We start from the raw sequence: 24,577 nt of genomic DNA on the forward strand, positions 1-24,577 counted from the left end.
CTGCGAGCAGCGCGCGAGCAGCGGCCGAGCAGCGGGCGGGACGCGGGTTATAGCGCACCCGGCGAGTCGGGGCAAGTGTCGGCTGGACATGAGCGCTCGGGAGACCTATGCTGGACCCTTGCGCTCGCAGGTCGCGCCGTGCTGGAACGGCGCTCTGACCATCTCTCGCCTTCATATTGCGGTCGGCGGTCCGTGCGTGCCGGCAGCCTGTCACATCGACACGACTCCGTCACAGCACGGCACGGGTCAACGGCGAGCGCGTACGGCCGATCTTCGTCGCCGTCCACCCCATCGAACCGCCACCACAGGAATCCGGCTCGCAGACGATGCGGGTCCTCTGAAAGGTCACTCTTGGCTGCTGCGCCCGACGCCACCACCCTCATCCCGCAGAACGGAAGGAACGCCGCGAGGCTGTCCTTCGCGAAGATCACCGACACGCTGACGGTCCCCGACCTGCTGGCGCTGCAGACGGAGAGCTTCGACTGGCTGGTCGCATCGGACGCCTGGCGGCAGCGCGTCTCCGACGCCAACGCCGCCGGCCGCACCGACCTGCCCGCCAACAGCGGCCTCGACGAGATCTTCGAGGAGATCTCCCCGATCGAGGACCTGAGCGAGACGATGCAGCTCAGCTTCACCAACCCGTTCCTGGAGGAGAAGAAGTACACCCTCGAGGAGTGCAAGGAACGCAGCAAGACCTACTCCGCCCCGCTCTACGTCGAGGCCGAGTTCATGAACCACCTCACCGGTGAGATCAAGACCCAGACCGTCTTCATGGGCGACTTCCCGCTGATGACCGACAAGGGCACCTTCATCATCAACGGCACCGAGCGCGTCGTCGTGTCCCAGCTGGTGCGCTCCCCGGGCGTCTACTTCGATCGCACCGCCGAGAAGACCTCCGACAAAGACGTCTACTCCGCGCGCATCATCCCCAGCCGCGGCGCCTGGCTGGAGTTCGAGATCGACAAGCGCGACCAGGTCGGCGTGCGCATCGACCGCAAGCGCAAGCAGTCCGTCACCGTGTTCCTGAAGGCCCTGGGTCTGACCTCCGAGGAGATCCTGGAGAAGTTCGCGGGCTTCAGCTCGATCGAGCTCACCCTGGAGAAGGACAACATCCTCACCAAGGACGAGGCGCTGAAGGACATCTACCGCAAGCTGCGTCCGGGCGAGCAGGTGGCAGCCGAGGCCGCCCGCGCGCTGCTCGACAACTTCTACTTCAACAGCAAGCGCTACGACCTGGCCAAGGTGGGTCGCTACAAGATCAACCGCAAGCTGGGCATCGACTCCCCGCTGTCCGACAGCGTGCTGACGGTCGACGACATCATCGCCACCATCAAGTACCTCGTGGCGCTGCACGACCAGAGCGCGCCCGCAGTGAAGCAGCTCGACGAGCGCACCTGGGCGCTGCCCGGTCAGCGCGACGGCCGCGAGGTCGACATCCGCCTCGACGTGGACGACATCGACCACTTCGGCAACCGTCGCATCCGCGCGGTCGGCGAACTGATCCAGAACCAGGTGCGCACCGGCCTGTCCCGCATGGAGCGCGTCGTCCGCGAGCGCATGACCACGCAGGACATCGAGGCGATCACTCCGCAGACCCTGATCAACGTGCGCCCCGTGGTCGCCGCGATCAAGGAGTTCTTCGGCACCAGCCAGCTGTCTCAGTTCATGGATCAGAACAACCCGCTCGCGGGCCTGACCCACAAGCGTCGACTGTCCGCGCTCGGCCCCGGCGGTCTCTCCCGCGAGCGCGCCGGCGTCGAGGTGCGGGACGTGCACCCCAGCCACTACGGCCGCATGTGCCCGATCGAGACCCCGGAGGGCCCGAACATCGGCCTGATCGGCTCGCTCGCCTCGTTCGCCCGCATCAACTCCTTCGGGTTCATCGAGACCCCCTACCGCCGGGTGCAGGACGGCGTCGTCACCGACGACATCCACTACCTGACCGCCAGCGAGGAGGACGAGTACCTGGTCGCTCAGGCCAACGCACCGCTCACGGCCGACTTCGCCTTCGCGGAGCCGCAGGTGCTGGTCCGCCCCAAGGGCGGCGAGGTCGAGCTGGTCGACAAGGACCGGGTCCACTACATGGACGTCAGCCCGCGCCAGATGGTGTCGGTCGCCACGTCGCTGATCCCCTTCCTGGAGCACGACGACGCCAACCGCGCCCTGATGGGTGCGAACATGCAGCGCCAGGCCGTCCCGCTGCTGCGCAGCGAGAGCCCCGTGGTCGGCACCGGCATGGAGGGTTACGCGGCCATCGACGCCGGCGACGTGGTCACGGCCAACGCGGCCGGAGTCGTGTCGGAGGTCTCCGCCGACGCGGTCACCGTGCAGCTCGACGACGGCGGCACCGAGTCCTACTACCTGCGCAAGTTCGACCGCTCCAACCAGGGCACCTCCTACAACCACCGCGTGATCGTGGACGCGGGGGAGCGGGTCGAGGTCGGCCAGGTGCTGGCCGACGGTCCCGCCACCGAGAACGGTGAGCTCGCGCTCGGCAAGAACCTACTGGTCGCGTTCATGCCGTGGGAGGGTCACAACTTCGAGGACGCGATCATCCTCAGCCAGAACCTGGTGAAGGACGACGTGCTCTCCTCGATCCACATCGAGGAGTACGAGGTCGACGCCCGCGACACCAAGCTCGGCAAGGAGGAGATCACCCGCGACCTGCCGAACGTCGCGCCCGATCTGCTGGCCGACCTGGACGAGCGCGGCATCATCCGCATCGGCGCCGAGGTCAGCCCCGGCGACATCCTGGTCGGCAAGGTCACGCCCAAGGGCGAGACCGAGCTGTCGGCCGAGGAGCGCCTGCTGCGCGCGATCTTCAACGAGAAGAGCCGCGAGGTGCGCGACACCTCGCTGAAGGTTCCGCACGGTGAAGAGGGCACGGTCATCGCCGTCAAGGAGTTCTCCGCCGAGAACGAGGACGAGCTGGGCTCCGGAGTGAACCAGCGCGTGGTCGTCTACATCGCCCAGAAGCGCAAGATCACCGAGGGCGACAAGCTGGCGGGCCGCCACGGCAACAAGGGCGTCATCGCCAAGATCCTGCCGGTGGAGGACATGCCGTTCCTCGAGGACGGCACCCCCGTCGACGTGGTCTTGAACCCGCTCGGCATCCCCGGCCGCATGAACTTCGGCCAGGTGCTCGAGACGCACCTGGGCTGGGTCGCCAAGCAGGGCTGGCAGGTCGCCGGCAACCCGTCGTGGGCCAAGCGGCTGCCCAAGGCCGCGCACAGCGCGCCGGCCGGCTCCAAGCTCGCCACCCCCGTGTTCGACGGGGCGCTCGAGGAGGAGATCGCCGGTCTGCTCGACTCCACCACGCTCAACCGCGACGGCGAGCGCCTGATCGACTCCACCGGCAAGACGCGACTGTTCGACGGCCGCAGCGGTGAGCCGTTCCCCGACCCGGTCAGCGTCGGCTACATGTACATCCTGAAGCTGCACCACCTGGTGGACGACAAGATCCACGCCCGCTCCACCGGCCCGTACTCGATGATCACCCAGCAGCCGCTGGGCGGTAAGGCGCAGTTCGGCGGGCAGCGCTTCGGCGAGATGGAGGTGTGGGCGCTCGAGGCGTACGGCGCGGCGTATGCGCTGCAGGAGCTGCTCACCATCAAGTCCGACGACATCCTCGGCCGCGTCAAGGTGTACGAGGCGATCGTCAAGGGCGAGAACATCCAGGAGCCCGGCATCCCCGAGTCCTTCAAGGTGCTCATCAAGGAGATGCAGTCGCTCTGCCTGAACGTCGAGGTCCTCGCGGCCGACGGCACCGCCGTCAGCCTGCGCGACACCGACGAAGAGGTGTTCCGCGCGGCGGAGGAGCTCGGTATCAACATCTCCACGCGGTTCGAGTCGTCGTCCATCGACGACATCTGATCCCCGCATTCCTCGACACGCATACATAACGAATCAATAGGGAAGAGATTCAGTGCTCGACGTCACAACCTTCGATGAGCTCCGCATCGGCCTCGCCACCGGCGACGACATCCGCCGTTGGTCCTACGGCGAGGTCAAGAAGCCGGAGACCATCAACTACCGCACCCTGAAGCCCGAGAAGGACGGCCTCTTCGGCGAGCAGATCTTCGGGCCCTCCCGCGACTGGGAGTGCTCCTGCGGCAAGTACAAGCGGGTCCGCTTCAAGGGCATCGTGTGCGAGCGCTGCGGCGTCGAGGTCACCAAGTCCGCGGTGCGCCGCGAGCGGATGGGCCACATCGAGCTCGCCGCTCCGGTCACGCACATCTGGTACTTCAAGGGCGTCCCGTCGCGCCTCGGCTACCTGCTCGACATGGCGCCGAAGGACCTCGAGAAGGTCATCTACTTCGCGGCGTACATGATCATCGAGATCGACGAGGACGGCCGTCACGACGACCTGCCCGACCTCGAGAACGAGTTGCGCCTCGAGATCAAGACCCTCACCGATCAGCGCGACGCGCGGATCAACGAGCGCCTCGCGCGCCTCGAGACCGATCTGGCCGCGCTGGAAGCGGAGGGCGCGAAGAGCGACCAGAAGCGCCGCACCAAGGACGTCGGCGAGAAGGAGATGGCGCAGATCCGCCGCTCCTTCGACGACCAGGTGGGCATGCTCGAGAAGGTCTGGGACGACTTCCGCTCGCTCAAGGTCGGCGACCTGAAGCCCGAGGACGCCGTCTTCAACGAGCTGGTCGACCGCTTCGGCACCTACTTCACCGCCTACATGGGAGCCGAGGCGATCAAGAAGCGCCTCGAAGCCTTCGACCTCACGGCGGAGGGCGAGCTGTTGCGCCAGCAGATCGCCGAGGGCAAGGGTCAGAAGAAGATTCGCGCCATCAAGCGCTTGCGCGTCGTCTCGTCGTTCCTGTCGACCGGCAACTCGCCGGCCGCCATGGTGCTCGACGTCGTGCCCGTCATCCCGCCCGAGCTGCGCCCGATGGTGCAGCTGGACGGCGGCCGGTTCGCCACCAGCGACCTGAACGACCTGTACCGCCGCGTGATCAACCGCAACAACCGTCTGCGCCGCCTGCTCGACCTGGGTGCGCCGGAGATCATCGTCAACAACGAGAAGCGGATGCTGCAGGAGGCCGTCGACGCACTGTTCGACAACGGCCGCCGCGGCCGCCCGGTCACCGGCACCGGCAACCGGGCGCTGAAGAGCCTGTCCGACATGCTGAAGGGCAAGCAGGGCCGGTTCCGTCAGAACCTGCTCGGCAAGCGCGTCGACTACTCGGGCCGCTCGGTCATCGTCGTCGGCCCGCAGCTGAAGCTGCACCAGTGCGGTCTGCCGAAGCAGATGGCGCTGGAGCTCTTCAAGCCGTTCGTCATCAAGCGGCTGATCGACTTGAGCCACGCGCAGAACATCAAGGCCGCCAAGCGCATGGTCGAGCGCAGCCGTCCGCAGGTGTGGGACGTGCTGGAGGAGATCATCCGCGAGCGCCCCGTGCTGCTGAACCGCGCGCCCACGCTGCACCGCCTGGGCATCCAGGCGTTCGAGCCGCAGCTCGTGGAGGGCAAGGCCATCCAGCTGCACCCGCTCGTCTGCTCGGCGTTCAACGCCGACTTCGACGGCGACCAGATGGCCGTGCACCTGCCGCTGTCCGTCGAGGCCCAGGCCGAGGCGCGCATCCTGATGCTCGCTTCGAACAACATCCTGAAGCCGTCCGACGGCCGCCCGGTGACTCTGCCCAGCCAGGACATGATCATCGGCCTGCACCACCTGACCACGGTCAAGCCCGACGCGGTCGGCACCGGCCGGGTGCTGTCCGGCGTCGCCGAGGCGATCATGGCCAAGGACTCCGGCACGCTCGACCTGAACGCGCTGATCAAGCTGCGCCTCTCGGACATCGTGCCCGCCGAGGGCATGCCGACGGAGGGCTGGGAGCCCGGCACTCCGCTGCTGGTCGAGACGACTCTGGGCCGCGCCCTGTTCAACGAGACGTTGCCGTCGGACTACCCGTTCGTCGACGACCTGGCCGACAAGGCCCGCATCTCGCGGATCGTGAACGACCTGGCGGAGCGGTACCCCAAGGTGGAGGTCGCTGCCACGCTCGACCGCATCAAGGACGCCGGCTTCTACTGGGCCACCCGCTCCGGTGTGACGGTCGCGCTGTCCGACGTGCTGACGCCGCCCAGCAAGGCGAAGATCTTGGAGGGCTACGAGAAGCAGGCCGCCAAGGTGCAGAGCCAGTACGAGACCGGTCTGACCACCGACGCCGAACGGCGCCAGGAGCTGATCGAGATCTGGAACCGGGCCACCGCCGAGGTCGCCAAGGCCATGGAGGACAACCTGCCGGCCAGCAACAACATCAACCGCATGGTGTCCTCGGGTGCCCGCGGCAACTGGATGCAGGTGCGCCAGATCGCCGGTATGCGCGGCCTGGTCTCCAACCCCAAGGGCGAGATCATCCCGCGCCCGATCGTGCACTCGTACCGCGAGGGCCTGACGGTGGCGGAGTACTTCATCTCCACCCACGGCGCCCGCAAGGGGCTGGCCGACACCGCGCTGCGCACCGCCGACTCCGGGTACCTCACCCGGCGCCTGGTGGACGTCAGCCAGGACGTCATCATCCGCGAGGACGACTGCGGCACCAACCGCGGGCTCGACCTGCCGATCGCGGCGAAGGACACCCTCCCCGGCCCGGCAGGGGCCGGGGGCCCAGGCGTGCTGGTGCGCGACGTCAACGTCGAGAACTCCGTCTACGGCCGCACCCTGGCCACGGACGTGGTGACCGAGGCGGGCGAGATCCTCGCCGAGGGCGGCGCGGATGTGGGCGACGTGCTGATCGAGCGGCTGGTCGAGGCCGGTGTCGAGCACATCAAGGTGCGCTCTGTGCTGACCTGCGAATCGGCCGTCGGCGTCTGCGCAGCCTGCTACGGCCGGTCGCTGGCTACGGGCAAGCTCGTGGACATCGGCGAGGCGGTCGGCATCATCGCCGCGCAGTCCATCGGCGAGCCCGGCACCCAGCTGACCATGCGCACCTTCCACACCGGTGGTGTGGCATCGGCGGACGACATCACGCAGGGTCTGCCCCGCGTGCAGGAGCTGTTCGAGGCGCGTACCCCCAAGAGCGCGTCGCCGATCGCCGAGGCCGCCGGTCGCGTCACCATCGAGGACACGGACCGTCAGCGCAAGCTGATCCTGACCCCTGACAACGGCGACGAGCCGCATGCCTACCCGGTGCTGAAGCGCGCCACGCTGCTGATCGAGGACGGCGAGCACGTCGAGCTCGGGCAGCAGTTGCACGTCGGCTCGATCGACCCCAAGGAGGTGCTGCGCGTCCGCGGTGTGCGTGCCGTGCAGCAGCACCTGGTCGACGGCGTGCAGGGCGTCTACCGCAGCCAGGGCGTGCCCATCCACGACAAGCACATCGAGGTCATCGTGCGGCAGATGCTGCGCAAGGTGACCGTCGTGGAGCACGGCGACACCGACCTGCTGCCGGGCGAGCTCGTGGACCGGTCGCGCTACAACGAGGTCAACCGTGCAGCGCTCGGCGAGGGTCTGAAGACCGCGTCGGCCCGCCAGGAGGTCATGGGTATCACCAAGGCGTCGCTCGCGACGGAGTCGTGGCTGTCGGCCGCGTCGTTCCAGGAGACGACCCGCGTGCTCACGCAGGCCGCGATGGACGGCAAGTCCGATCCGCTGCTCGGCCTGAAGGAGAACGTGATCATCGGCAAGCTGATTCCGGCCGGTACCGGTCTGCCGCGCTACCGCGACGTGACCGTGGAGCCGACGGAGGAGGCCAAGGCCGAGCGGTACCCGAACCGTCTGTTCGGTGACGACGCGGTGTTCAACGAGGCCGACCTGTCCTTCGTGGACTTCGACTCCTTCAGCTCCGACGACTACACCCCGGGCACCTATAACTGAGCTGATTTCCGCGCCGCCGTCCCCCGCCCGGCAGGGGCGGTGGGCCCAGCTGCGGCGCGGGTCGTTGGCAGTCCGGCCGGGCGACTGAATCGCCCGGCCTGCCGACCCAGCCGAAAGGCCCGCTTCCAGTAGGAGGCGGGCCTCGACGCATTCACGGCCGATCGCCCCCGGATCGGGGCAGAGCGGGATTTGGGTCGACGGGGAAGCGACGGGAAGGCGACCGGGAGGGTCAGTCCCAGTCGGATCCGCTCGGGGTGCGGCGGACCGCGATCACCGTCACGTCGTCCGTGACGGTGCTGTCGACGCGGGCCATCAGGCTGTCGATGACGGCCTGGGCGGTCGGTGCGCCGCGCACGATCGTCTCCACCTCGTCCATCGCGCCCAGGGTGCCGTCGAAGAGGTCGAGCACGCCGTCGCTGAACGAGACGAGCGTGCTGCCGTGATGCAGCCGCACGGTCTGCGCCCGCCATTCGGAGTTCGCGCCGGCGCCGAGGGGCAGCGAATTGGACGAGAGCCGCTCACTGGAGCCGTCGGTGTGCACGACCAGAGAGAGACCGTGGCCCGCGTCGATGTAGCGCAGCACCCCGGTCTCCTCGTCCAGGTAGGAGTGGAAGAGCGTCACGAACGTCGATGCACCACTGAGGTCGGCGTCCAGCGTCTCCTCCGCCGCCTCCGCCGCCGCCGCGACGCCGTCCGACCGCGATCCCGCGCGCATGACGGCGCGGACGGTCGTGGCGATCAGCGCCGCCGGCATGCCCTTGCCCATGACGTCGCCGATCGTGAACGCCGCGCCGTGCCGTACCGGGTACCAGTCGTAGAAGTCGCCGCCGACCGCGCGCTTGGCGGAGGATCCGCCGGCCACGTCGTACCCGTCCAGGGTGGCGAACGACTTCGGCAGCAGCGCCCGCTGCACCTGGCGGCTGCGCGTCAACTCCTCCGAGTCCACCGCCTCTTCGGAGACCCACTTCGCCAGATCGCGCAACCGGTCGCGGGCGGCCTCGTCGAATGTGCGGGGCGCGGCGCCTGCGACCCACAGCACGCCTGTGGCGCCCGAACTGATGCTGGTCAGGGGATGCGCGGCGAAGAACCCGATGTCGGAGGGCAGGTCGCCGAACCGCCCGTCGGCGGCCACGTCCTCCAGCACGAACTGGTCCCCGACCTGCATCGTCGCCCCACACAGGCCGTGGACCGCCGCCGAGTCGAAGGTGGCCTTGCCGAAGCCGGAGGAGGACCAGCGGTGATGGTGGTCCAGCACCTCGATGCCGACCGCGTCGACAGAGAGCAGGTCGCGGGTTATCCGGACGATCCTGACGAAGCGGCCCGCCTCGCCCGCGGCCAACTCCTGGATGGGGCTCGGGGAACCGAGGCGGTCCGGGGGCAGCGCGGCGCTCGCGGGCCCGGCGACGCCGGTCACCACTCCGCTCACGCGTTCAACCGTCTCGAGATGCGCCATTCGTTGAAGTCGTTCGCGTGCAGGTACTCGATGTCGACGAGCGCCTGGATGAGGGGGATGCCACGGCCGGACTCGGCCATGTCGTCCGGCATCTCGCGCCCCTCCAGCGGCACCGACACCGCACGGCCGGAGTCGCGCAGCACCGCGTCGACGCGATCGGCGTAGACCCCGATCTCCAGTCGGCAGACGACTCCGGAGCCGTCGTCGGCATGCTGGATCACGTTGGCAGCCAGTTCGATGAGCGCCGTCTCGAAGCAGAAGCGGTCTTTCATCGAGATGTTCGGTGCCTCGGCCCAGATGTTCTCCAGCAGATCGTGGACCGTGTCCACGTCATCCGGCGGCGTCGTGATCGTGAGCGCCCGCTGCACGGCCTCAGGCACTGGTGAACGCAGTCTCGGGGCTGTCGTACGGCGTCAGCACCCGCTCCATGTTGGTCAGCTGCAGCACCAGCTGCACCTGCTCCGTCGGCGCTGCGATCCGAAGGTCACCGCCGGCCTGACGTGCGGTCTTCAGGCCGCTGATCAGCGCGCCGAGACCCGAGGAGTCCATGAACGTGATGCGGCTGAGGTCCACCGCGAACCGGCTCGCCCCCTCCTGCACGAGCGAGGCGATGGTCTGCCGCAGCGTGGCCGCACTGGCCATGTTGAGTCGACCGTCGAGGCTGACGACGACGACTCCGGTGCCCAGATGCTTCACATTGCATTCCATCGGACCTATTCCTCCTGAGATCGGTGGTCCTGACAGCGAGCCGTCCGGATCGGGCTCAGGATAATGTGCCGCCTCCGGCTGAGTCTGAAGGTCTGTGGCGCTCATCAGGCACTCCGTTCGCGACGCACGGCGAGCACGGTCACGTCGTCCGGGTTGCTGGTCTGGATCGCCATCCGGGTGACCGCCTCCACCAGCTCGGAGGCGGAGGAGGACGAGGTGGCCAGCGCGCCGACGTGCTCGGCGGCGGCGAGCGATCCGTCCCACAGTTCCAGGACGCCGTCGCTGAAGCTGACGAGCATGTCGCCCGGCTCGAGAACGAGCTCGCGGCACTCCCAGGCGGCGTCGACGCCGAGGCCGAGCGGCAGGTCCGTCGCCGAGAGCCGCTCCCACGACCCGTCCCCGTGCACGTGCAGCGTCAGGCCGTGGCCCGCGTCGGCGTAGCGAAGGCGCCCGTCCTCGGCGCGCAGGCGCCCGTGGAACATGGTGGTGAAGGACCCCACATCGACGAGTTCGTCGGAGAGGCAGGCGTCGGTGCGCAGCAGCGCGGCGACCGGATCGTCGTCCAGGCGGGCGCTGCGGACGACCGCGTGGGCCGTCGCGGCGATCATGCCGGCACCCACGCCCTTGCCCATCACGTCGCCGAGCGTCAGGCCGAGGCCCCCGGGGATCGGATACCAGTCGTAGAAGTCGCCGCCGACGGCCTTGGCCGGGATGCACCGACCCGCCACGTCGTAGCCGACCAGGGGCGAGTTGTTCTTGGGCAGCAGGGCCTGCTGCACTTCGGCCCCGCGGTCGATCTCCCGTTCGACGGCGCGCTCCCTGGCGCGGATTGCGACGAACTGACGTCGGGCGTTCCGGGAGAGCTCATTGACGATCGCACCGGTGATCGTGTACACGATGACGTAGAAGCACCCTTGGATCAGCCAGGTGGGATCGGAGTCCTTCGGCGGCGCGAGCAATGGCGGCAGCAGGTAGACCCAGGCGACGCCGAGAGCGACATACAGCACCTTGATGCGTCCGGCGGTCCTGGCCGTCCAGACCACCGGAATGATGGCCAGCACGCCGAAGATCGAAGCGGTCCCACCCGTCGCTGTCCGCAGGATCTCGATCGCGATGAAGTCCAGGCTGGCGATTGCGTGCTGCCAGGGGAGCAACCGGGGCACACACGCGAACAGCGTCGCCACGCCGCCGGCCAGCAGCACGACGGCGAGGCCGCTCCAGATCCCCGATATGTCCGCCCGCATGGACGGCGTCAGGACCGCGATCACGACGGCGAGGATGAACTGGCTCCCGACGACGGCCTGCCTGCGCGCGGGAGATGGAAGCTTCATCCGCTCCCACAACACCGTGCGCAGCGGTACGTCTGCGCCGCGATCGCCAGCTGCTCCGAACCTGCGGCCGGTCGATCGTCCGGCCCTGATCGACGTCTCCTCCTCGTCGGTCCACACGTCTCCGATGAGCCCGGAGATGATCGGCACCCCGCGTTCCTTCGGTGCCGGCTTGTCTTGCGCCTCCCCCTCCTCGTCGTCCCACTCGTTCCAGACGTCGCCGACGAGCGGGGTTCCGAGGTCCGGCGCCGGCAGCCTGTCGTTGGCGAATGCCTCGAGATCGTTCGTTCCGGCTGACGACTTCGGGGTCGCTTCGAGCGTCATGCGCAGAGCCGCTTGCTGATGTGCCACCGGTTGGTGTCGCCGGTGCGGGCGTAGTCCAGTTCGTCGACGAGCGCCTTGACCAGCGCGATCCCGCGACCGGACTCCTCGAACGAATCCGGCATCTCCCGCTGTCCGAGGTCCAGCACGGCGGCGAGGCCGTGGTCGGTGAGCGCCGCATCGAGCGAATCCGGAGTGATGATGATCGCGAGCACGCACTGCACGCCTGATCCGTCGTCGGCGTGCGTCAGCACGTTCATCGCCAGTTCGATCAGGGCCGTCTCGAATCGCATGCGGTCGCCGGACGGCACGTCGGGTGCATCCAGCCAGAGCGCGCCGAGCAGGTCGAGGACCGTGTCGATGTCGTCTTCTGGCGACTCGAACTGCATGGTCCGCTCGAGAATCGGCGGCATCGGAAAACCTTTCGACGCGGGCACACGGTGCGGCCACCTGCCCATCGGTGGTCGACTGCACTCCTCACGGACCGTGGCCGGCCCGGATCCGGAATCGGCCGCAGCGGCTCCGGTTGGTGTAGCGCGAGGTTATGTCGCTCGCCGCCGCATCGCCTACACCCCGTTCGGGTCGCGTCGCCCGTGTCGCGGCCCCTGTTCGCGGGGCTGTCCACTCCTGCGCCGCCCGCATAACGTCCTAGTGATCAGGAGTAACAGGCGTATCAGTCGCCACAGGCGCAGCTGCGCTGCATACGCACAGTCGCACGGGGGTCGCGCGGTGTTGAACGAAATGGGTGCGTCGTGACGACGATCACCGAGATTCTGGCATCGCGGGGTGCCCTGCCGATGGACGCGCTCGACGGTCCGGTCGGGTCATGGGCGAGCGACGAGCAGGCGGTTCGCGCCCTGCTGGACCGCGGCGTGGTGAGTGCCGCCCAGGTCGCCTCGGCGCGCGCGGCACAGGCGGAACTGCCGTTCGTGGAACTGCCGGAGTACCCGGTCGATCGGAACGCGGTGGCGCTCGTTCCCGGTGCGATCTGCCGCCGGCACGAGGTGCTGCCGATCGGCTTCAAGGACGGCCGACTGCTGCTGGCGATGGTCAACCTGGCCGACGTCTTCGCGCTGGACGACGTGCGCACCGTCTCGGGACGCGACGCCATGCCGGTGATGGCGGAGCGCTCCGACCTGCTCGCGGCGATCGACCGCTACCACCGCGCGGACGGCGAGCTGAACGATCTCTCCGTCGCGCTGGAGGAGGAGAGCGCTCCGATCGAGGTCGAGGCGGAGGCCGACGACAGCGACGCCCCGATCGTGCGCTTCGTGAATCTGATCGTCAGCCAGGCGATCCAGGACCACGCCTCCGACATCCACATCGAACCCGGTGAGCACGACATCCGCGTGCGGTACCGGATCGACGGCGTGCTGCACGACATGCAGCACGCGGCCAAGTCGATCCAGAACGGCGTGGTGTCGCGGCTCAAGATCATGAGCGAGATCGACATCGCCGAGCGGCGGCGCCCGCAGGACGGCCGCATGTCGGTGCGCCACGGCGGGGCGACCATCGACCTGCGCGTGGCGACCCTGCCCACGGTGTGGGGCGAGAAGGTCGTGATGCGCATCCTGGACAACTCCCAGGCCGCGGTCACGATCGACGACCTGTTCATGATGCCGGCCAACCGGGCGCGGTACGAACACTCGTACAACCGGCCCCACGGGATGATCCTCGTGACCGGCCCGACCGGCTCCGGCAAGTCCACGACCCTGTACGCCACGCTCCGCTCGATCGCGAAGCCCGAGGTGAACGTGATCACGGTCGAGGACCCGGTGGAGTTCCTGCTGCCGGGCGTCAACCAGGTGCAGGTGAACCCGAAGGCGGGGCTGACCTTCGCGAGCGCCCTGCGGTCGATCCTGCGTGCCGACCCGGATGTGGTGCTGGTCGGCGAGATCCGCGATCAGGAGACGGCCAAGATCGCCATCGAGGCGTCCCTGACCGGGCACCTGGTGCTCTCCACCCTGCACACGAACGATGCGCCGAGTGCGATCACGCGGCTGACCGAGATGGGCGTCGAGCCCTTCCTGGTCGGCTCCGCTCTGGAATCGGTGGTCGCCCAGCGGCTCGCGCGGCGACTGTGCGACCGGTGCCAGGAGTCCTATGTCCCCGACGAGCAGACGCTGGAGCGCCTGCACTTCGAGGTCGGCCCCGACGGGCCTCCGGAGATCTACCGCGCGGTCGGCTGCTCGCACTGCTCGAACACGGGCTACCGGGGCCGCATCGCGCTGCAGGAGGTCATGACGGTGAGCGAGGAGATCGAGCGTCTGGCTGTGGACCGATCCTCCAGCGGCACGATCGCGAAGGCCGCCGTCGCCCAGGGGATGTCGACTCTGCGCCAGGACGGCTGGGTCAAGGCCAAGCTGGGCTTCACGAGCATCGACGAGATCCTGCGGGTCGCCTCGTGACGCAGGTCGACGCCATCGGCGCGCCGCAGGTATTCGGGGACGCCCACCTGACCGCCGCGTTGCAGGAGGTCGTCCGTCGCGGTGGCTCCGACCTGCACGTGTCGTCGGATGCGCCGCCGATGATCCGTATCGACGGGTATCTGCGTCCCATGGACGGTGCGCAGCCGTGGGGTCGCGACCGGGTCGCCGCCACCCTGTACAGCATTCTGACCGCGGACCAGCGGCAACGGTTCGAGACCGAACTGGAGCTGGACTTCGCGCACGAACTCGCCGCCGATGCCCGGTTCCGCGTCAACTACTACCGGGACCGCGGGGCCATGGGCGCCGCATTCCGTGTGATCCCCACCACCATCCAGCAGCTCTCCGGTCTCGGGGTGCCGGAGTCCGTGGGGCAGTTCGCCGGCCTGCCGCGCGGACTCGTGCTGGTGACGGGCCCGACCGGCTCCGGCAAGTCCACGACGCTCGCCGCGCTGATCGACCTGGTCAACGCGACCCGCGCGGATCACATCGTGACGGTCGAGGATCCGATCGAGTTCCTGCACACCAACCGCAAGTCGCTTGTGAACCAGCGCGAGGTGGGGCACGACACGCACAGCTTCGCTGCGGCCCTGAAGCATGTGCTACGGCAGGATCCCGATGTGATCTTGATCGGCGAGCTGCGTGACCTGGAGACGATCTCGGTCGCCCTCACGGCCGCCGAGACCGGTCACCTGGTGTTCGCGACGCTGCACACGCAGGATGCGGTGCAGACCATCGACCGCATCATCGACGTCTATCCGCCGCACCAGCAGAGCCAGGTCCGCGCGCAACTGGCCCTGACGCTGAAGGGCGTGGTCAGCCAGACCCTGCTGCGGCGCGCCGACCACACCGGCCGGGTCGTGGCGACCGAGGTGCTCGTGATGACGCCGGCGATCGCGAACCTGATCCGCGAGGGCAAGTCCCACCAGGTTCCATCGATGATCCAGGTCGGCGGTGCCCTGGGCATGCGCACGATGGACCAGCAGCTGGCGGATCTGGTGAACGCGGGCACGGTGACGCAGCAGGAGGCGTTCGAGAAGGCGCAGGACGTCGACGGGCTCAAGCGCCTGATCGAGCGCGGGCCGGCCCACGGCCGTCTGCTGAACGGCGGCGGAGTGGACTGGGGCGACTCGTTCTCGGCCGACGAGCTGAGCCCGTCGGGCAGTCCGTCAGGTTCCGCATGAGGCCGCGACGAATGAGGTGCGGCGCATGACGACCTCGACGGTGCGCAGCTTCGCCTATCGGGCGCGCGACACCACCGGCAAGGTGACCAAGGGGCGCGTCGATGCGGTGACCGAGGCGGCGGCAGTCGCCCGCATGCGCGGCATGGGCCTGGCCCCGCTGCAGGTGGTGGAAGCGCGGGAGAACAGCGGACTGAACCGCGAAATCACCCTCGGGTTCCTGCGCCAGCGGGTGGGCCTGAAGGACCTGACCATCATGTCGCGGCAGATGGCCACGCTGGTGTCGTCCGGGCTGTCCCTGCTGCGGACCCTGGACATCCTGTCCGAGCAGACCGACAGCGCCCCGCTGACCACGACGCTCGTGCGGGTACGCACCGATGTGGAGTCGGGCAGTTCCATCTCGGATGCATTCGCGCGGCACCCCGACGTGTTCCCGTCGATCATGGTGAACATGGTGCGCGCGGGCGAGACCGGCGGCTTCCTGGACAAGGCACTCGCTTCGGTCGCACTCACCTTTGAGAAGGACGTGAAGCTGCGCTCGACGATCAAGTCCGCGATGACCTATCCGGTCGTCGTACTGGTGATCGCGGTCGTTGCCGTCATCGGGATGATGGTGTTCGTCGTCCCGATCTTCCAGAAGATGTTCGCCGGACTGGGCGGCACGCTGCCGCTGCCGACGCTGATCCTCATTTGGCTGTCCCAGGCGATGGTGTGGGTCGTGCCCGCGCTCATCGTCGTGTTCGTGCTGGCCGCCTTCTGGTGGCGGCGCAATCGCCGCAAGGAGGCGGTGCGCAGCCGATTCGACCGGCTCAGGCTTCGGATCCCCGTGTTCGGTCCGCTGCTCGCGAAGATCGCGATCGCTCGGTTCGCGCGCAACTTCGCCTCGATGGTGGGCTCGGGCGTGCCGGTGCTGCGGTCGCTCGCCATCGTGGGCGAGACGTCGGGCAGTTGGGTGATCGAGCACGCGCTGCAGTCGGTGCAGGACTCGGTGCGCGCCGGTAATTCGATCGCGGCGCCGCTGCGCAAGGAGCCGGTCTTTCCACCGATGGTCGTGCAGATGATTGCTGTGGGGGAGGACTCCGGCGCCTTGGAACCCATGCTGAACCGCGTCGCCGACTTCTACGACGACGAGGTGCAGGCGACGACCGAGGCGCTGACCTCGCTGATCGAACCGCTGCTGATCGTCGTCATCGGCGTCGTCATCGGCGGCATGATCATCGCGCTTTATCTACCGATCTTCAATATCTATTCACTGCTCAAATAGCTCTTCTTCGCCCTCGATCGGGCCGAAGTCGCCTTCGTGGGGCGGAAACGGGGACAATTTGTCCCCCACAAAAGGGATATTCACGGCGGAATCCGCACGAGAGAATACATGTGACCGCCGGGGGATTCGACGGTCTAATCCGTGCACACTTCATCAAAAGGGGAAACAACTTCCATGATCACTCGTCTTCGCGAATCACTCGCCAAGCGGCGTACCGCTGCCGGGGAGGGCGATGCGGGGTTCACCCTGATCGAGCTCCTGGTCGTCGTGCTCATCATCGGCGTGCTGGCCGGCATCTCCATTCCCATCTACGTCGGAGTACAGAACAGTGCTAAGGACTCCGCCGCGCAGTCGGACCTGACGAACGACAAGACGGCTGTCGTGACGTATTACAGCCAGAAGAACGCGTTCCCGGCGCTGCCGACGTCGTCCACCCCTGCCATCGCCGACTTGGTCAGCGCGGGCTGGGTGGGCTCCGTTGTCGGGAACACCACGACGACTGCAACTACTGACATCGGCAACTTCTGCCTGAAGGCGACGAGCGGCAGTGGCACCGTGTTCTACATCACGCAGGCGAGCGGGCCGGCGGTCACTTCGCCCAAACCCGCCAACTGCGTCTGATCAACAGCTGACGGGCGCGAGTCCCGACCGCTGTGCTGAGCGGGGTAGGACCGGTTGATTCCGGTGCTACCCCGCTCAGCCCGCTCCATCTCCGGTACCCGCCGGTTCCTTTTTCGAATACCCGAGTTCTTCCGAAGGAAGACCCCTCATGACCGACGGACGCGAAGCGGGTGCCCTGCACCCGGACAGCGGTGTCACGCTGGTCGAGGTCGTCGTCGCGGTGGTCGTCTTCATGCTGCTGGCCGCCGGCGTCAGTGCCGGCGCCGTCACGGTGGTGCGCTTCACGGCCGATAACCGCTCCCGCGAGATCGCCACCAACCTGGCCGCGCAAGAACTGGATGCGGTCCGACTTGTCGCCGACCCGTTCGCCATCCACGCCGCCACTACCGTCGAGACGATCTCGGGCCGCGATTACACGATCGCCCGCTCCACGTCGTGGGTTTCGGCGGTCGGCGCCGACGTGGCCTGCTCCACCTCCTCCACGGTCAAGTACCGGCGGGTCAACGTGACCGTCAGCTGGAACGGGCAGCTGCCCGGCACGACCGATGTGCGCAGCGACACGCTCTTCGCACCGAACGGCCCTATCGACAGTGCCACGACCGGAAGTGTCGGCGTCGCCGTCGTCGGCGCCGACGGCAGCGGTGAGTCTGGCGTCGCGATCACCCTCGTGGCAATCGGGGGCGGTGCCGTCACCCCGTCCACTCAGCCCTCGAACACCGACGAGAACGGCTGCTCGTTTACCACTGGTATCCGGCCGGGCACCTACAAGGTGACCGCTTCGCGTTCCGCATCGGTCGACAACTCGCAGGCTGCCGCGCCGTTCCAGAACATCGCCGTGGTGGCCGGCTCGACCTCACCGGTTTCCTTCACCTACGACAACGTCGGCACGTTCCCCATGAGCTATGCCAACAACTACAACGGGACCACGCCGCTGCTGCCCACCAACCTGACGACGACGTTCCTCAGCTCCCTGTCGCCCTACGTCGCCTCGGGTTCCAACGCGTCGATCTCACTCTTTCCGAGCAGTTATCAGGCGATAGCCGGGACGGTCGCGACGAACACAGGGTCCACCGTTTGCGCCGCGTTCGACCCGGGCGCGTGGCCGGCGAGCATCTTTGCGAGCCCGGCGCTCGCTGCCGGGCTGCGCCCGCCGGGGCAGAGTGCCCCGGCCGGCGGGTCCTCCACCTCCGCACTCGGGGTCAATATGGGCGTCGTGCAGGTCACCGCGACGGGGACGGGCACCTTGACCGCCACCTCGAACAACCCCTCGTACTCGACTCCGGGCGGCAACCCGGGCTGCTCGATGAACGTCACCTACATCTTCGGGTCTGTGCTGAAGAACGGCACCGTTGTGATCGCGCTGCCCTTCGGGCAGTGGTCGCTCGGCGGGTCCGTCAAGATCACGACCAACACGGTCACCAACGCTGTGAACACCTCGAACACGACTCCGTCTTCGAGTGTCTCCGTCCTGCTCGACCCGAGGGCCAAGAAGTGATGGTGGGGGCGCGCATCCGCGACCAGGACGACGGCGTGAGCCTGGTCGAGCTGCTGGTCGCCATCTCGGTCACGACCATCGTGCTCGCCATGATCGGGGGGCTGTTCGTCGCGGTGACCAAGATCACTCGAGAGGGCTTGAACACTCGGTCCTCGGTGGGGACCGCCGCGAACGCCATGAGCGAGATCCGTCGGGTGATCCGCGAAGCGGCACCGAATCCCGTCTCGGGCGGCACCACCACGCCGGCGGTGGCCGCCGGAGGGACCGATTCGTCCCTGACGGTGATCTCGTACATCGACACCAGCACTACGACCTACGCGCCCACCAAGGTCGCGTTCAGCGTCAATACCGCGGGGTACCTGACCGAGCAGCGGACACCCGCTGCCAAGTCCAACGGGTACTGGACTTTCACGGGCGCCTCGACCACGCAGACGCTCGCCGGCCCACTGGTGACGACCGGGGATGCGGATCCCCTCTTCGCCTATCTCGACTCCAGCAACACTGTCATCACTCCGGCGGCCGGCGGGCTGACCGCCGTGCAGGCGTCCACAGTATTCGGAGTAACGGTGACGACCACCGTGGCGAACACCACCGGCGGCTCGGTCGACCCGGTAGTCCTCTCCAACACGGTCGGCCTGCTCAACGTGGCGCTGGCGGCGGGCAACTGATGCGTCGCCGTATCGATGTTCGGGACGACCGTGGTGTCGCCCTGCTCACCGTCATCGTGCTCGGGCTGGTCATGACCGTGCTCGTGGCGGCCGCGCTCGGTACCGTGTCCTCAGGGGCGCAGGCGGCGCGGTCCGACCAGGACAGCACCGGGGCACTCGACGCCGCCTACTCCGGGGTGCAGGACTACCTGGCGCGGTTGAATGCCGATCCCGCCTACGAGGGGTACGGCAACCCCTCCTCTCTGTTCAGTCAAAACTCGTCCAGTTCCGTCGCGCTGCCGTCCACGCCGAATCCGGCGTTCGGATTCGGTACCAGCGGGACCTGCACCTCGTCCTCGACGTGCACGGGTACCTGGGGGAGTGTGCCGGGCAGCGGCACGACGGCCTCCTTCCGATACGAGACGGACAATTCCGCCTACTCCGGCACCGGCCTGATCCGGGTGCGCTCCACCGGCCGGGTGGGATCGCAGACGCGGTCGCTCGTGGCCAACATCCGCCAGCAGGGGTTCACGGAGTTCGTGTGGTTCACGGACTTCGAAATCCGGGACCCGAAGATCGGCGCCGAGCCCGACTCGTGCAAGACCTACGCGTGGGCGGGGCGCGCTTCGTCGTGTGTCTCGGTCCCCTTCGCGCCCGGCGACGTACTCAACGGTCCAGCGCACTCGAACGACACGTTTCAGGTCTGCGGAGCGACGTTCAACGGTGCGGTGAGCAGTTCGAACCCGAACACCCCGATCGTCACCACCCCGAGCGGCTGCTCCGCCGGCACGTACAACGTCGGCGGTGGGGTCACCTACTCGCCCACGATCACGATGCCGACCAGTAACGCGGCGATGAAGACGCAGGCCATCTCAACGGGCTGCCTGTACACGGGTCCGACGTCGATCACGATGACCAGCGACGGCAAGATGACGGTCGTCTCGCCCTGGAGCAAATCGGTGAGAGCGGCGTGCGGCACCCGGGCAGCGCTCAACTCGTTCGCCGGGGCCACTGTGAACGTACCCAGCGGCAACGCGATCTTCGTGCAGAACATCCCCACTTCGACGAGCGACCCGAACTACACCCCCACCTCGTCGGTGCCCAGCAACTTCGTCTGCCTCACCTCGGACGGCACGTCGACGGCCACCGGTTCCTCCTCGAGTGCGGGATGGAAGTTCACTAATTCCGCGCAGACCTCGAAGTTCGTGCAGTATCCGATGGCGAACGAGGTTCCGCCCGACGGCTGGGACAATGGGAGCGCCTGGGACATCACGACTCCCGCCTACGGCTGCCGTGACGGCGACGTCTTCATCAAGGGCGTGACGAACGGCCAGGTCAGTGTGGCCGCCGAGAACTATGTCTACGTCACCGGGAACCTCACGTACGCGAGCACGCAGGACGATCTGCTCGGGCTCGTCGGTACCAATGGCGTCCTCGTCTGGAACCCGGTGAACAGCTCCGGCGGCTCGCTGATCGGCGACACGAACCGCACCATTCAGGCTGCGATCCTGTCGACCGCCCACACCTTCGAGGTGCAGATGACCTTGAAACCGGGTCTTCGCGGAACGCTGAATGTGTACGGCTCGATCGCGCAGAAATTCCGCGGCGGCGTCGCCCGCGGTGACAACAGCGGAAACCTGGCCGTCGGCTATGTCAAGAACTACGTCTACGACCCGCGACTCGCCGATGTCGCGCCTCCCGACTTCTTGACCCCGACCGTCTCAAGCTTCGAGGTGTCGCGGTACGCGGCGGTCGCGTCGGCCTTCACCTCGAACGGAGCATCGAGTTCATGAACCCGCTCTCGATGTGCTTCGCCGGCGGCACCGGGCTCGCGATCGGCTCGTTCCTGAACGTGGTCGCGTACCGCGTGCCGCTCGGCCGGTCACTCTCCTATCCGCCGAGCGCGTGCCCCACGTGCGGCGCCCGCATCCGCGCCCGCGACAACGTGCCGGTGCTCTCGTGGTTGCTGCTGCGCGGCCGGTGCCGCAACTGTGCGAGCGCCATCTCCGCGCGGTATCCCGTGGTGGAGGCGGCGACCGCGGTGTTCTTCGTGCTGGTCGTGCTCGTCTTCGGTCCCGCCGTGGTCGCCGCGCACACGCCGCCTGCAGCAATCGGTGCGGCGCTCGCCCTGGTCGCGTACCTCTATCTGGCCGCGATCAGCTGTGCGCTGACGCTCATCGATCTGGACGTGCACCGACTGCCCGACCGCATCGTGCTGCCCGCCTACGGCGTCGGCGCCGTGCTGCTGGGGGCCTCGGCGCTGATGCGCGGGCAGCTCGGGAACCTGCTGGGGGCGGCGGTCGGGCTGGCCGCACTCGGACTGCTCTACCTGCTGCTCGCGTTCGTCAAGCCGGGCGCGATGGGCATGGGCGACGTGAAGCTCGCCGGTGTGCTCGGGCTGTTCCTCGGCTGGCTCGGCTTGCCGCAGCTCGCGATCGGTGCGTTCGCCGGCTTCCTGCTCGGCGCCGTCTTCGGCGTGCTGCTGCTGCTGACCCGTCGGGCCACCCGCGCCTCGGCCATCCCGTTCGGTCCCTGGATGCTCGCCGGGGCATGGATCGGCATCTTCTTCGGCCAGGCGATCTGGTCGGCATATATCGGAGTGTTCGGACTCGCCTGAGGCGGGCCGGGCGAACTAGGGGGAATCAGTGACGAAGAGTGTGGTCGGCCTGGATATCGGCAGCGCCTCGGTGCGCGCCGTCGAGGTCGCGAATCCGGCATCGGCGCGTCCGACCGTGCTGCGCCGGCTGGAGGTGGCCCTGCCTGACGGCGCGGCGCGGTCCGGCGAGGTGATCGACGGCGACCTGGTCGCAACGACGCTCAAGTCCATGTGGGCCACGAGTGGATTCAAGACCAAGAAGGTGGTGCTGGGCATCGGCGGGCAACGAGTGCTCGCACGTGAGGTCACCGTTCCTCGCATGCCACTGCGCCAGATCAAGCAGTCCCTGCCGTACCAGGTGCAGGACGCCCTGCCCGTGCCGGTCGCCGAGATGATCCTGGACTTCTACCCGACCTCGGAAGAGGCCGGCGAGAACGGGCCGGTGGTGAACGGACTGGTCATCGCGGCACTGCGGGAGACCGTTCGGGCGAATGTCGCGGCCGTCGAACTGGCCGGGCTGACGACCGTCGAGGTGGACGTGGTGCCGTTCGCGCTCAGCCGTGCGCTGCAGCGCGACATCGGCTCCTCCGGCACCGTCGGCGTCGTGGACGTCGGCGCCAGCGCGACCAGTGTGGTGGTGCTGGCCGACGGCGTCCCGCAGTTCGTCCGGATCATCCGCACGGGCGGCGACGACCTGTCGAGCGAGTTGATCCGACGACTGCAGATCAGCCCGGCACTCGCGGAGGAGGTCAAGCGAACCGTCCGCGGGAACACCGCGAGCCTGCCGGCGGAGTTGGCCGACGCCGCCGAGGTCGTCAGCGAGTTCGAGACCGGCCTGCTCGCGTCGCTGCGGAACACGCTCGCCTACTACCTGCGCGTGCACGAGGGCTCGGCCGTCGAGCGGATCGTCCTGACCGGCGGAGGGTCGCACCTGCAGGGGTTCGAACACTCGCTCAGCGAGGTGAGCGGCATCCCGGTGCTGCGCGGCGACGCGTTCGCCGGCATCCGCCGGGGCCGGGAAGCGAAGGATGCGGGCGACGACAGCGATGCGCTCGCGGTCGCACTCGGGCTCGCACTCGGGAGCCGCTCATGAGGCTCGGACGGGAACAGCGCCTGGTCGTCGGCGGTATTCCGCGCGCCGATCTGCTGCCGGAGGAGGTGCGAGCCGGCCGGCGGGCCTACGCGACGCGGCGAGCGCTCGCGCTCGGCGTCGTCGTGGCACTCTTCATCGCCATTCTCGGTGTCGCCACCGCCAAGATCACCGTGACCGCCAGTGCCGCTGCGCTGCAGGCGGCCCGAAACCAGACGAACTCCCTCATCCGGCAGCAGGCGGCCTACTCGGGCGTCACGTCCGCTCGGGCGCGACTGACGAGCGTCGACGCCGCCCGCGCGACCGCCACCGGGACCGAGATCCTGTGGAAGCCCTACCTGGAGCGGGTCGGAGCCACCCTGCCGAACGGCATGAGCATCGTCACGGTGCAGATCGATTCGGCCGCGCCCGGGCAGCCGTACCTGCAGCCGACCAGCCCGCTGCAGGGCCCTCGGGTCGCGACCCTGACCCTGCACGTGACCACCCGCGGCCTGGCATCCATCCAGACCTGGCTGAACGCGCTTCCGGTGCTGCCGGGCTTCGTCGACGCCTCGGCGGGGAACGTCGCGGCGGATGCCGGCGGACAACTCGGCGCCGATGTCGTGGTGCATATCAACGCCAAGGCATATACCGCCGCGTCGCCGGAATCGGCGTCGTCCGTCCGGGCCAAGTCGTCGCAAGGGGTGAAGCCCACGCCCACCCCCACCCCCGTGCCGGTGCCGGTGGTCACCTCCACGCCGACGCCGACTCCGGTGCCCACGGTCACCGTGACGGTGCGGCCGCCTGACGACTCGGCCTCGACCGCCGCCAGGGCGTCATCGACGAAGAGCGGCACGACCGATGCGGAAGGAGACGGGCGATGACCCGCGATCGACTGTGGGCGACCGGCCTGGTCGCCGTCATCGTGCTCGTGCTGCTGCTGTCCGTGGTGCTCGGCGTCGCTCCGGCACTGAAGGAGGCGCAGGCGAACAACGCCGAGAGGGCGTCGGTCGACGCGCTGAACCAGACCCAGTCGCTGGCCTTGACGTCGCTCGTGTCGGACAAGCGCAACATGGCCGCGCTGCAGACGAGGCTGGCGAAGGCGAACGCCGCCCTGCCCGCCAAGCCGCAGCTGTCCAGCCTGCTGGGCGAGCTGAACTCGCTGGAGCACAAGTACGGGGTGCACCTGACCGGGTACACGGGCGGGGATGCGGAGAAGTTCGACGCCTCCGCCTCCGGCGCGACCTCGACCTCGGCACCCGCGACGGCCGCGACGCCTGCACCGTCCGCTGCTCCGACCTCGACGTCGTCCACGTCGACGACGGCTGCGCCCACCAGCGCCTCGGGGCTCTACTCGATCCCCGTGCAGGTGCAGGCCGCGGGCGACTACGCCGACCTCGTCGACTTCGTCGGCGGTCTGCAGACGGGCAAGCGCCTCTTCGTCGTCAAGACACTGACGATCGGCACGGGCTCCGCAAGCGGCGCCTTCAGCGCCACCGTGAACGGCTACGTCTACCTGCTGACCGACGGAACCACCCCGGTCACCAAGTGACCGTCACGGGACGCGGCACCGGAGCTTCCGCCTAGGCTCGACGGAGCGGCGGACGGGGTCGGGCGACTTTCGCCGGATTCGC

18 protein-coding genes are annotated in these 24,577 nt (G+C 68.2%); 13 read left to right on the forward strand and 5 right to left on the reverse strand.

Features of this window, described 5'->3' with window-relative positions:
• The first annotated feature begins 351 nt into the window (after positions 1 to 351).
• Entirely contained in the window at positions 352 to 3,873 is a 3,522-nt protein-coding gene (rpoB, locus tag ACFE7H_RS09475; protein ID WP_375400986.1) for a DNA-directed RNA polymerase subunit beta, read from the forward strand.
• Positions 3,874 to 3,925: 52 nt separating this feature from the next.
• Positions 3,926 to 7,834 (forward strand): DNA-directed RNA polymerase subunit beta', encoded by a 3,909-nt coding sequence (gene rpoC, locus ACFE7H_RS09480; protein WP_375400987.1) that lies wholly within the window; start codon positions 3,926 to 3,928, stop codon positions 7,832 to 7,834.
• A gap of 229 nt (positions 7,835 to 8,063) precedes the next feature.
• Here the strand turns inward: rpoC and ACFE7H_RS09485 are convergent, their stop codons facing one another.
• The 5 genes from ACFE7H_RS09485 to ACFE7H_RS09505 all read right to left on the reverse strand — a co-directional run bounded on the left by ACFE7H_RS09485 (position 8,064) and on the right by ACFE7H_RS09505 (position 12,057).
• The gene (locus tag ACFE7H_RS09485) at positions 8,064 to 9,260 is read right to left on the reverse strand and encodes a PP2C family protein-serine/threonine phosphatase (RefSeq protein WP_375400988.1); all 1,197 of its coding nucleotides are present in this window, start codon (positions 9,258 to 9,260) and stop codon (positions 8,064 to 8,066) included.
• Positions 9,257 to 9,667, reverse strand: coding sequence for an ATP-binding protein (locus ACFE7H_RS09490; RefSeq protein ID WP_375400989.1), 411 nt, complete (start codon positions 9,665 to 9,667; stop codon positions 9,257 to 9,259). The genes ACFE7H_RS09485 and ACFE7H_RS09490 overlap by 4 nt, the downstream gene beginning before the upstream one ends.
• Positions 9,660 to 9,995: an STAS domain-containing protein gene (locus ACFE7H_RS09495; RefSeq protein ID WP_375400990.1), complete on the reverse strand. Its 336-nt coding sequence runs from the start codon at positions 9,993 to 9,995 to the stop codon at positions 9,660 to 9,662. The genes ACFE7H_RS09490 and ACFE7H_RS09495 overlap by 8 nt, the downstream gene beginning before the upstream one ends.
• Positions 9,996 to 10,099: 104 nt before the next feature.
• Positions 10,100 to 11,647 (reverse strand): PP2C family protein-serine/threonine phosphatase, encoded by a 1,548-nt coding sequence (locus ACFE7H_RS09500; protein ID WP_375400991.1) that lies wholly within the window; start codon positions 11,645 to 11,647, stop codon positions 10,100 to 10,102.
• Positions 11,644 to 12,057 carry an ATP-binding protein gene (locus ACFE7H_RS09505; protein ID WP_375400992.1) on the reverse strand — a complete coding sequence of 138 codons (414 nt, stop codon included), beginning with the start codon at positions 12,055 to 12,057 and terminating at the stop codon, positions 11,644 to 11,646. Before ACFE7H_RS09505 ends, ACFE7H_RS09500 begins: the two co-directional genes overlap by 4 nt.
• Positions 12,058 to 12,396: 339 nt before the next feature.
• Here ACFE7H_RS09505 and ACFE7H_RS09510 point away from each other — a divergent pair, with 339 nt between their 5' ends.
• The 11 genes from ACFE7H_RS09510 to ACFE7H_RS09560 all read left to right on the forward strand — a co-directional run bounded on the left by ACFE7H_RS09510 (position 12,397) and on the right by ACFE7H_RS09560 (position 24,495).
• Positions 12,397 to 14,052: a GspE/PulE family protein gene (locus tag ACFE7H_RS09510; RefSeq protein WP_375400993.1), complete on the forward strand. Its 1,656-nt coding sequence runs from the start codon at positions 12,397 to 12,399 to the stop codon at positions 14,050 to 14,052.
• Entirely contained in the window at positions 14,049 to 15,254 is a 1,206-nt protein-coding gene (locus ACFE7H_RS09515) for a type IV pilus twitching motility protein PilT (RefSeq protein ID WP_375400994.1), read from the forward strand. Before ACFE7H_RS09510 ends, ACFE7H_RS09515 begins: the two co-directional genes overlap by 4 nt.
• Before the next feature lie 25 nt (positions 15,255 to 15,279).
• Entirely contained in the window at positions 15,280 to 16,515 is a 1,236-nt protein-coding gene (locus tag ACFE7H_RS09520; RefSeq protein ID WP_375400995.1) for a type II secretion system F family protein, read from the forward strand.
• Positions 16,516 to 16,689: 174 nt separating this feature from the next.
• Positions 16,690 to 17,136 carry a type IV pilin protein gene (locus ACFE7H_RS09525; protein ID WP_375400996.1) on the forward strand — a complete coding sequence of 149 codons (447 nt, stop codon included), beginning with the start codon at positions 16,690 to 16,692 and terminating at the stop codon, positions 17,134 to 17,136.
• 148 nt (positions 17,137 to 17,284) lie between these two features.
• Entirely contained in the window at positions 17,285 to 18,631 is a 1,347-nt protein-coding gene (locus tag ACFE7H_RS09530) for a carboxypeptidase-like regulatory domain-containing protein (RefSeq protein ID WP_375400997.1), read from the forward strand.
• A 2-nt stretch (positions 18,632 to 18,633) separates the two neighbouring features.
• Positions 18,634 to 19,299, forward strand: coding sequence for a type II secretion system protein J (locus tag ACFE7H_RS09535; RefSeq protein WP_375400998.1), 666 nt, complete (start codon positions 18,634 to 18,636; stop codon positions 19,297 to 19,299).
• Entirely contained in the window at positions 19,299 to 21,071 is a 1,773-nt protein-coding gene (locus tag ACFE7H_RS09540; RefSeq protein ID WP_375400999.1) for a hypothetical protein, read from the forward strand. The genes ACFE7H_RS09535 and ACFE7H_RS09540 overlap by 1 nt, the downstream gene beginning before the upstream one ends.
• Positions 21,068 to 21,895: a prepilin peptidase gene (locus tag ACFE7H_RS09545; protein ID WP_375401000.1), complete on the forward strand. Its 828-nt coding sequence runs from the start codon at positions 21,068 to 21,070 to the stop codon at positions 21,893 to 21,895. The genes ACFE7H_RS09540 and ACFE7H_RS09545 overlap by 4 nt, the downstream gene beginning before the upstream one ends.
• Before the next feature lie 28 nt (positions 21,896 to 21,923).
• Entirely contained in the window at positions 21,924 to 22,967 is a 1,044-nt protein-coding gene (gene pilM / locus ACFE7H_RS09550) for a type IV pilus assembly protein PilM (protein ID WP_375401001.1), read from the forward strand.
• Complete coding sequence (locus ACFE7H_RS09555; RefSeq protein WP_375401002.1) at positions 22,964 to 23,827, forward strand: hypothetical protein; 864 nt, start codon at positions 22,964 to 22,966, stop codon at positions 23,825 to 23,827. Before pilM ends, ACFE7H_RS09555 begins: the two co-directional genes overlap by 4 nt.
• A complete protein-coding gene (locus ACFE7H_RS09560) occupies positions 23,824 to 24,495 on the forward strand; it encodes a hypothetical protein (RefSeq protein ID WP_375401003.1) in 672 nt (223 codons plus the stop codon). Before ACFE7H_RS09555 ends, ACFE7H_RS09560 begins: the two co-directional genes overlap by 4 nt.
• Positions 24,496 to 24,577 lie beyond the last annotated feature (82 nt).

Origin of the sequence: uncultured Amnibacterium sp. (assembly GCF_964250715.1) — a bacterium.
Lineage (GTDB): Bacteria > Actinomycetota > Actinomycetes > Actinomycetales > Microbacteriaceae > Amnibacterium.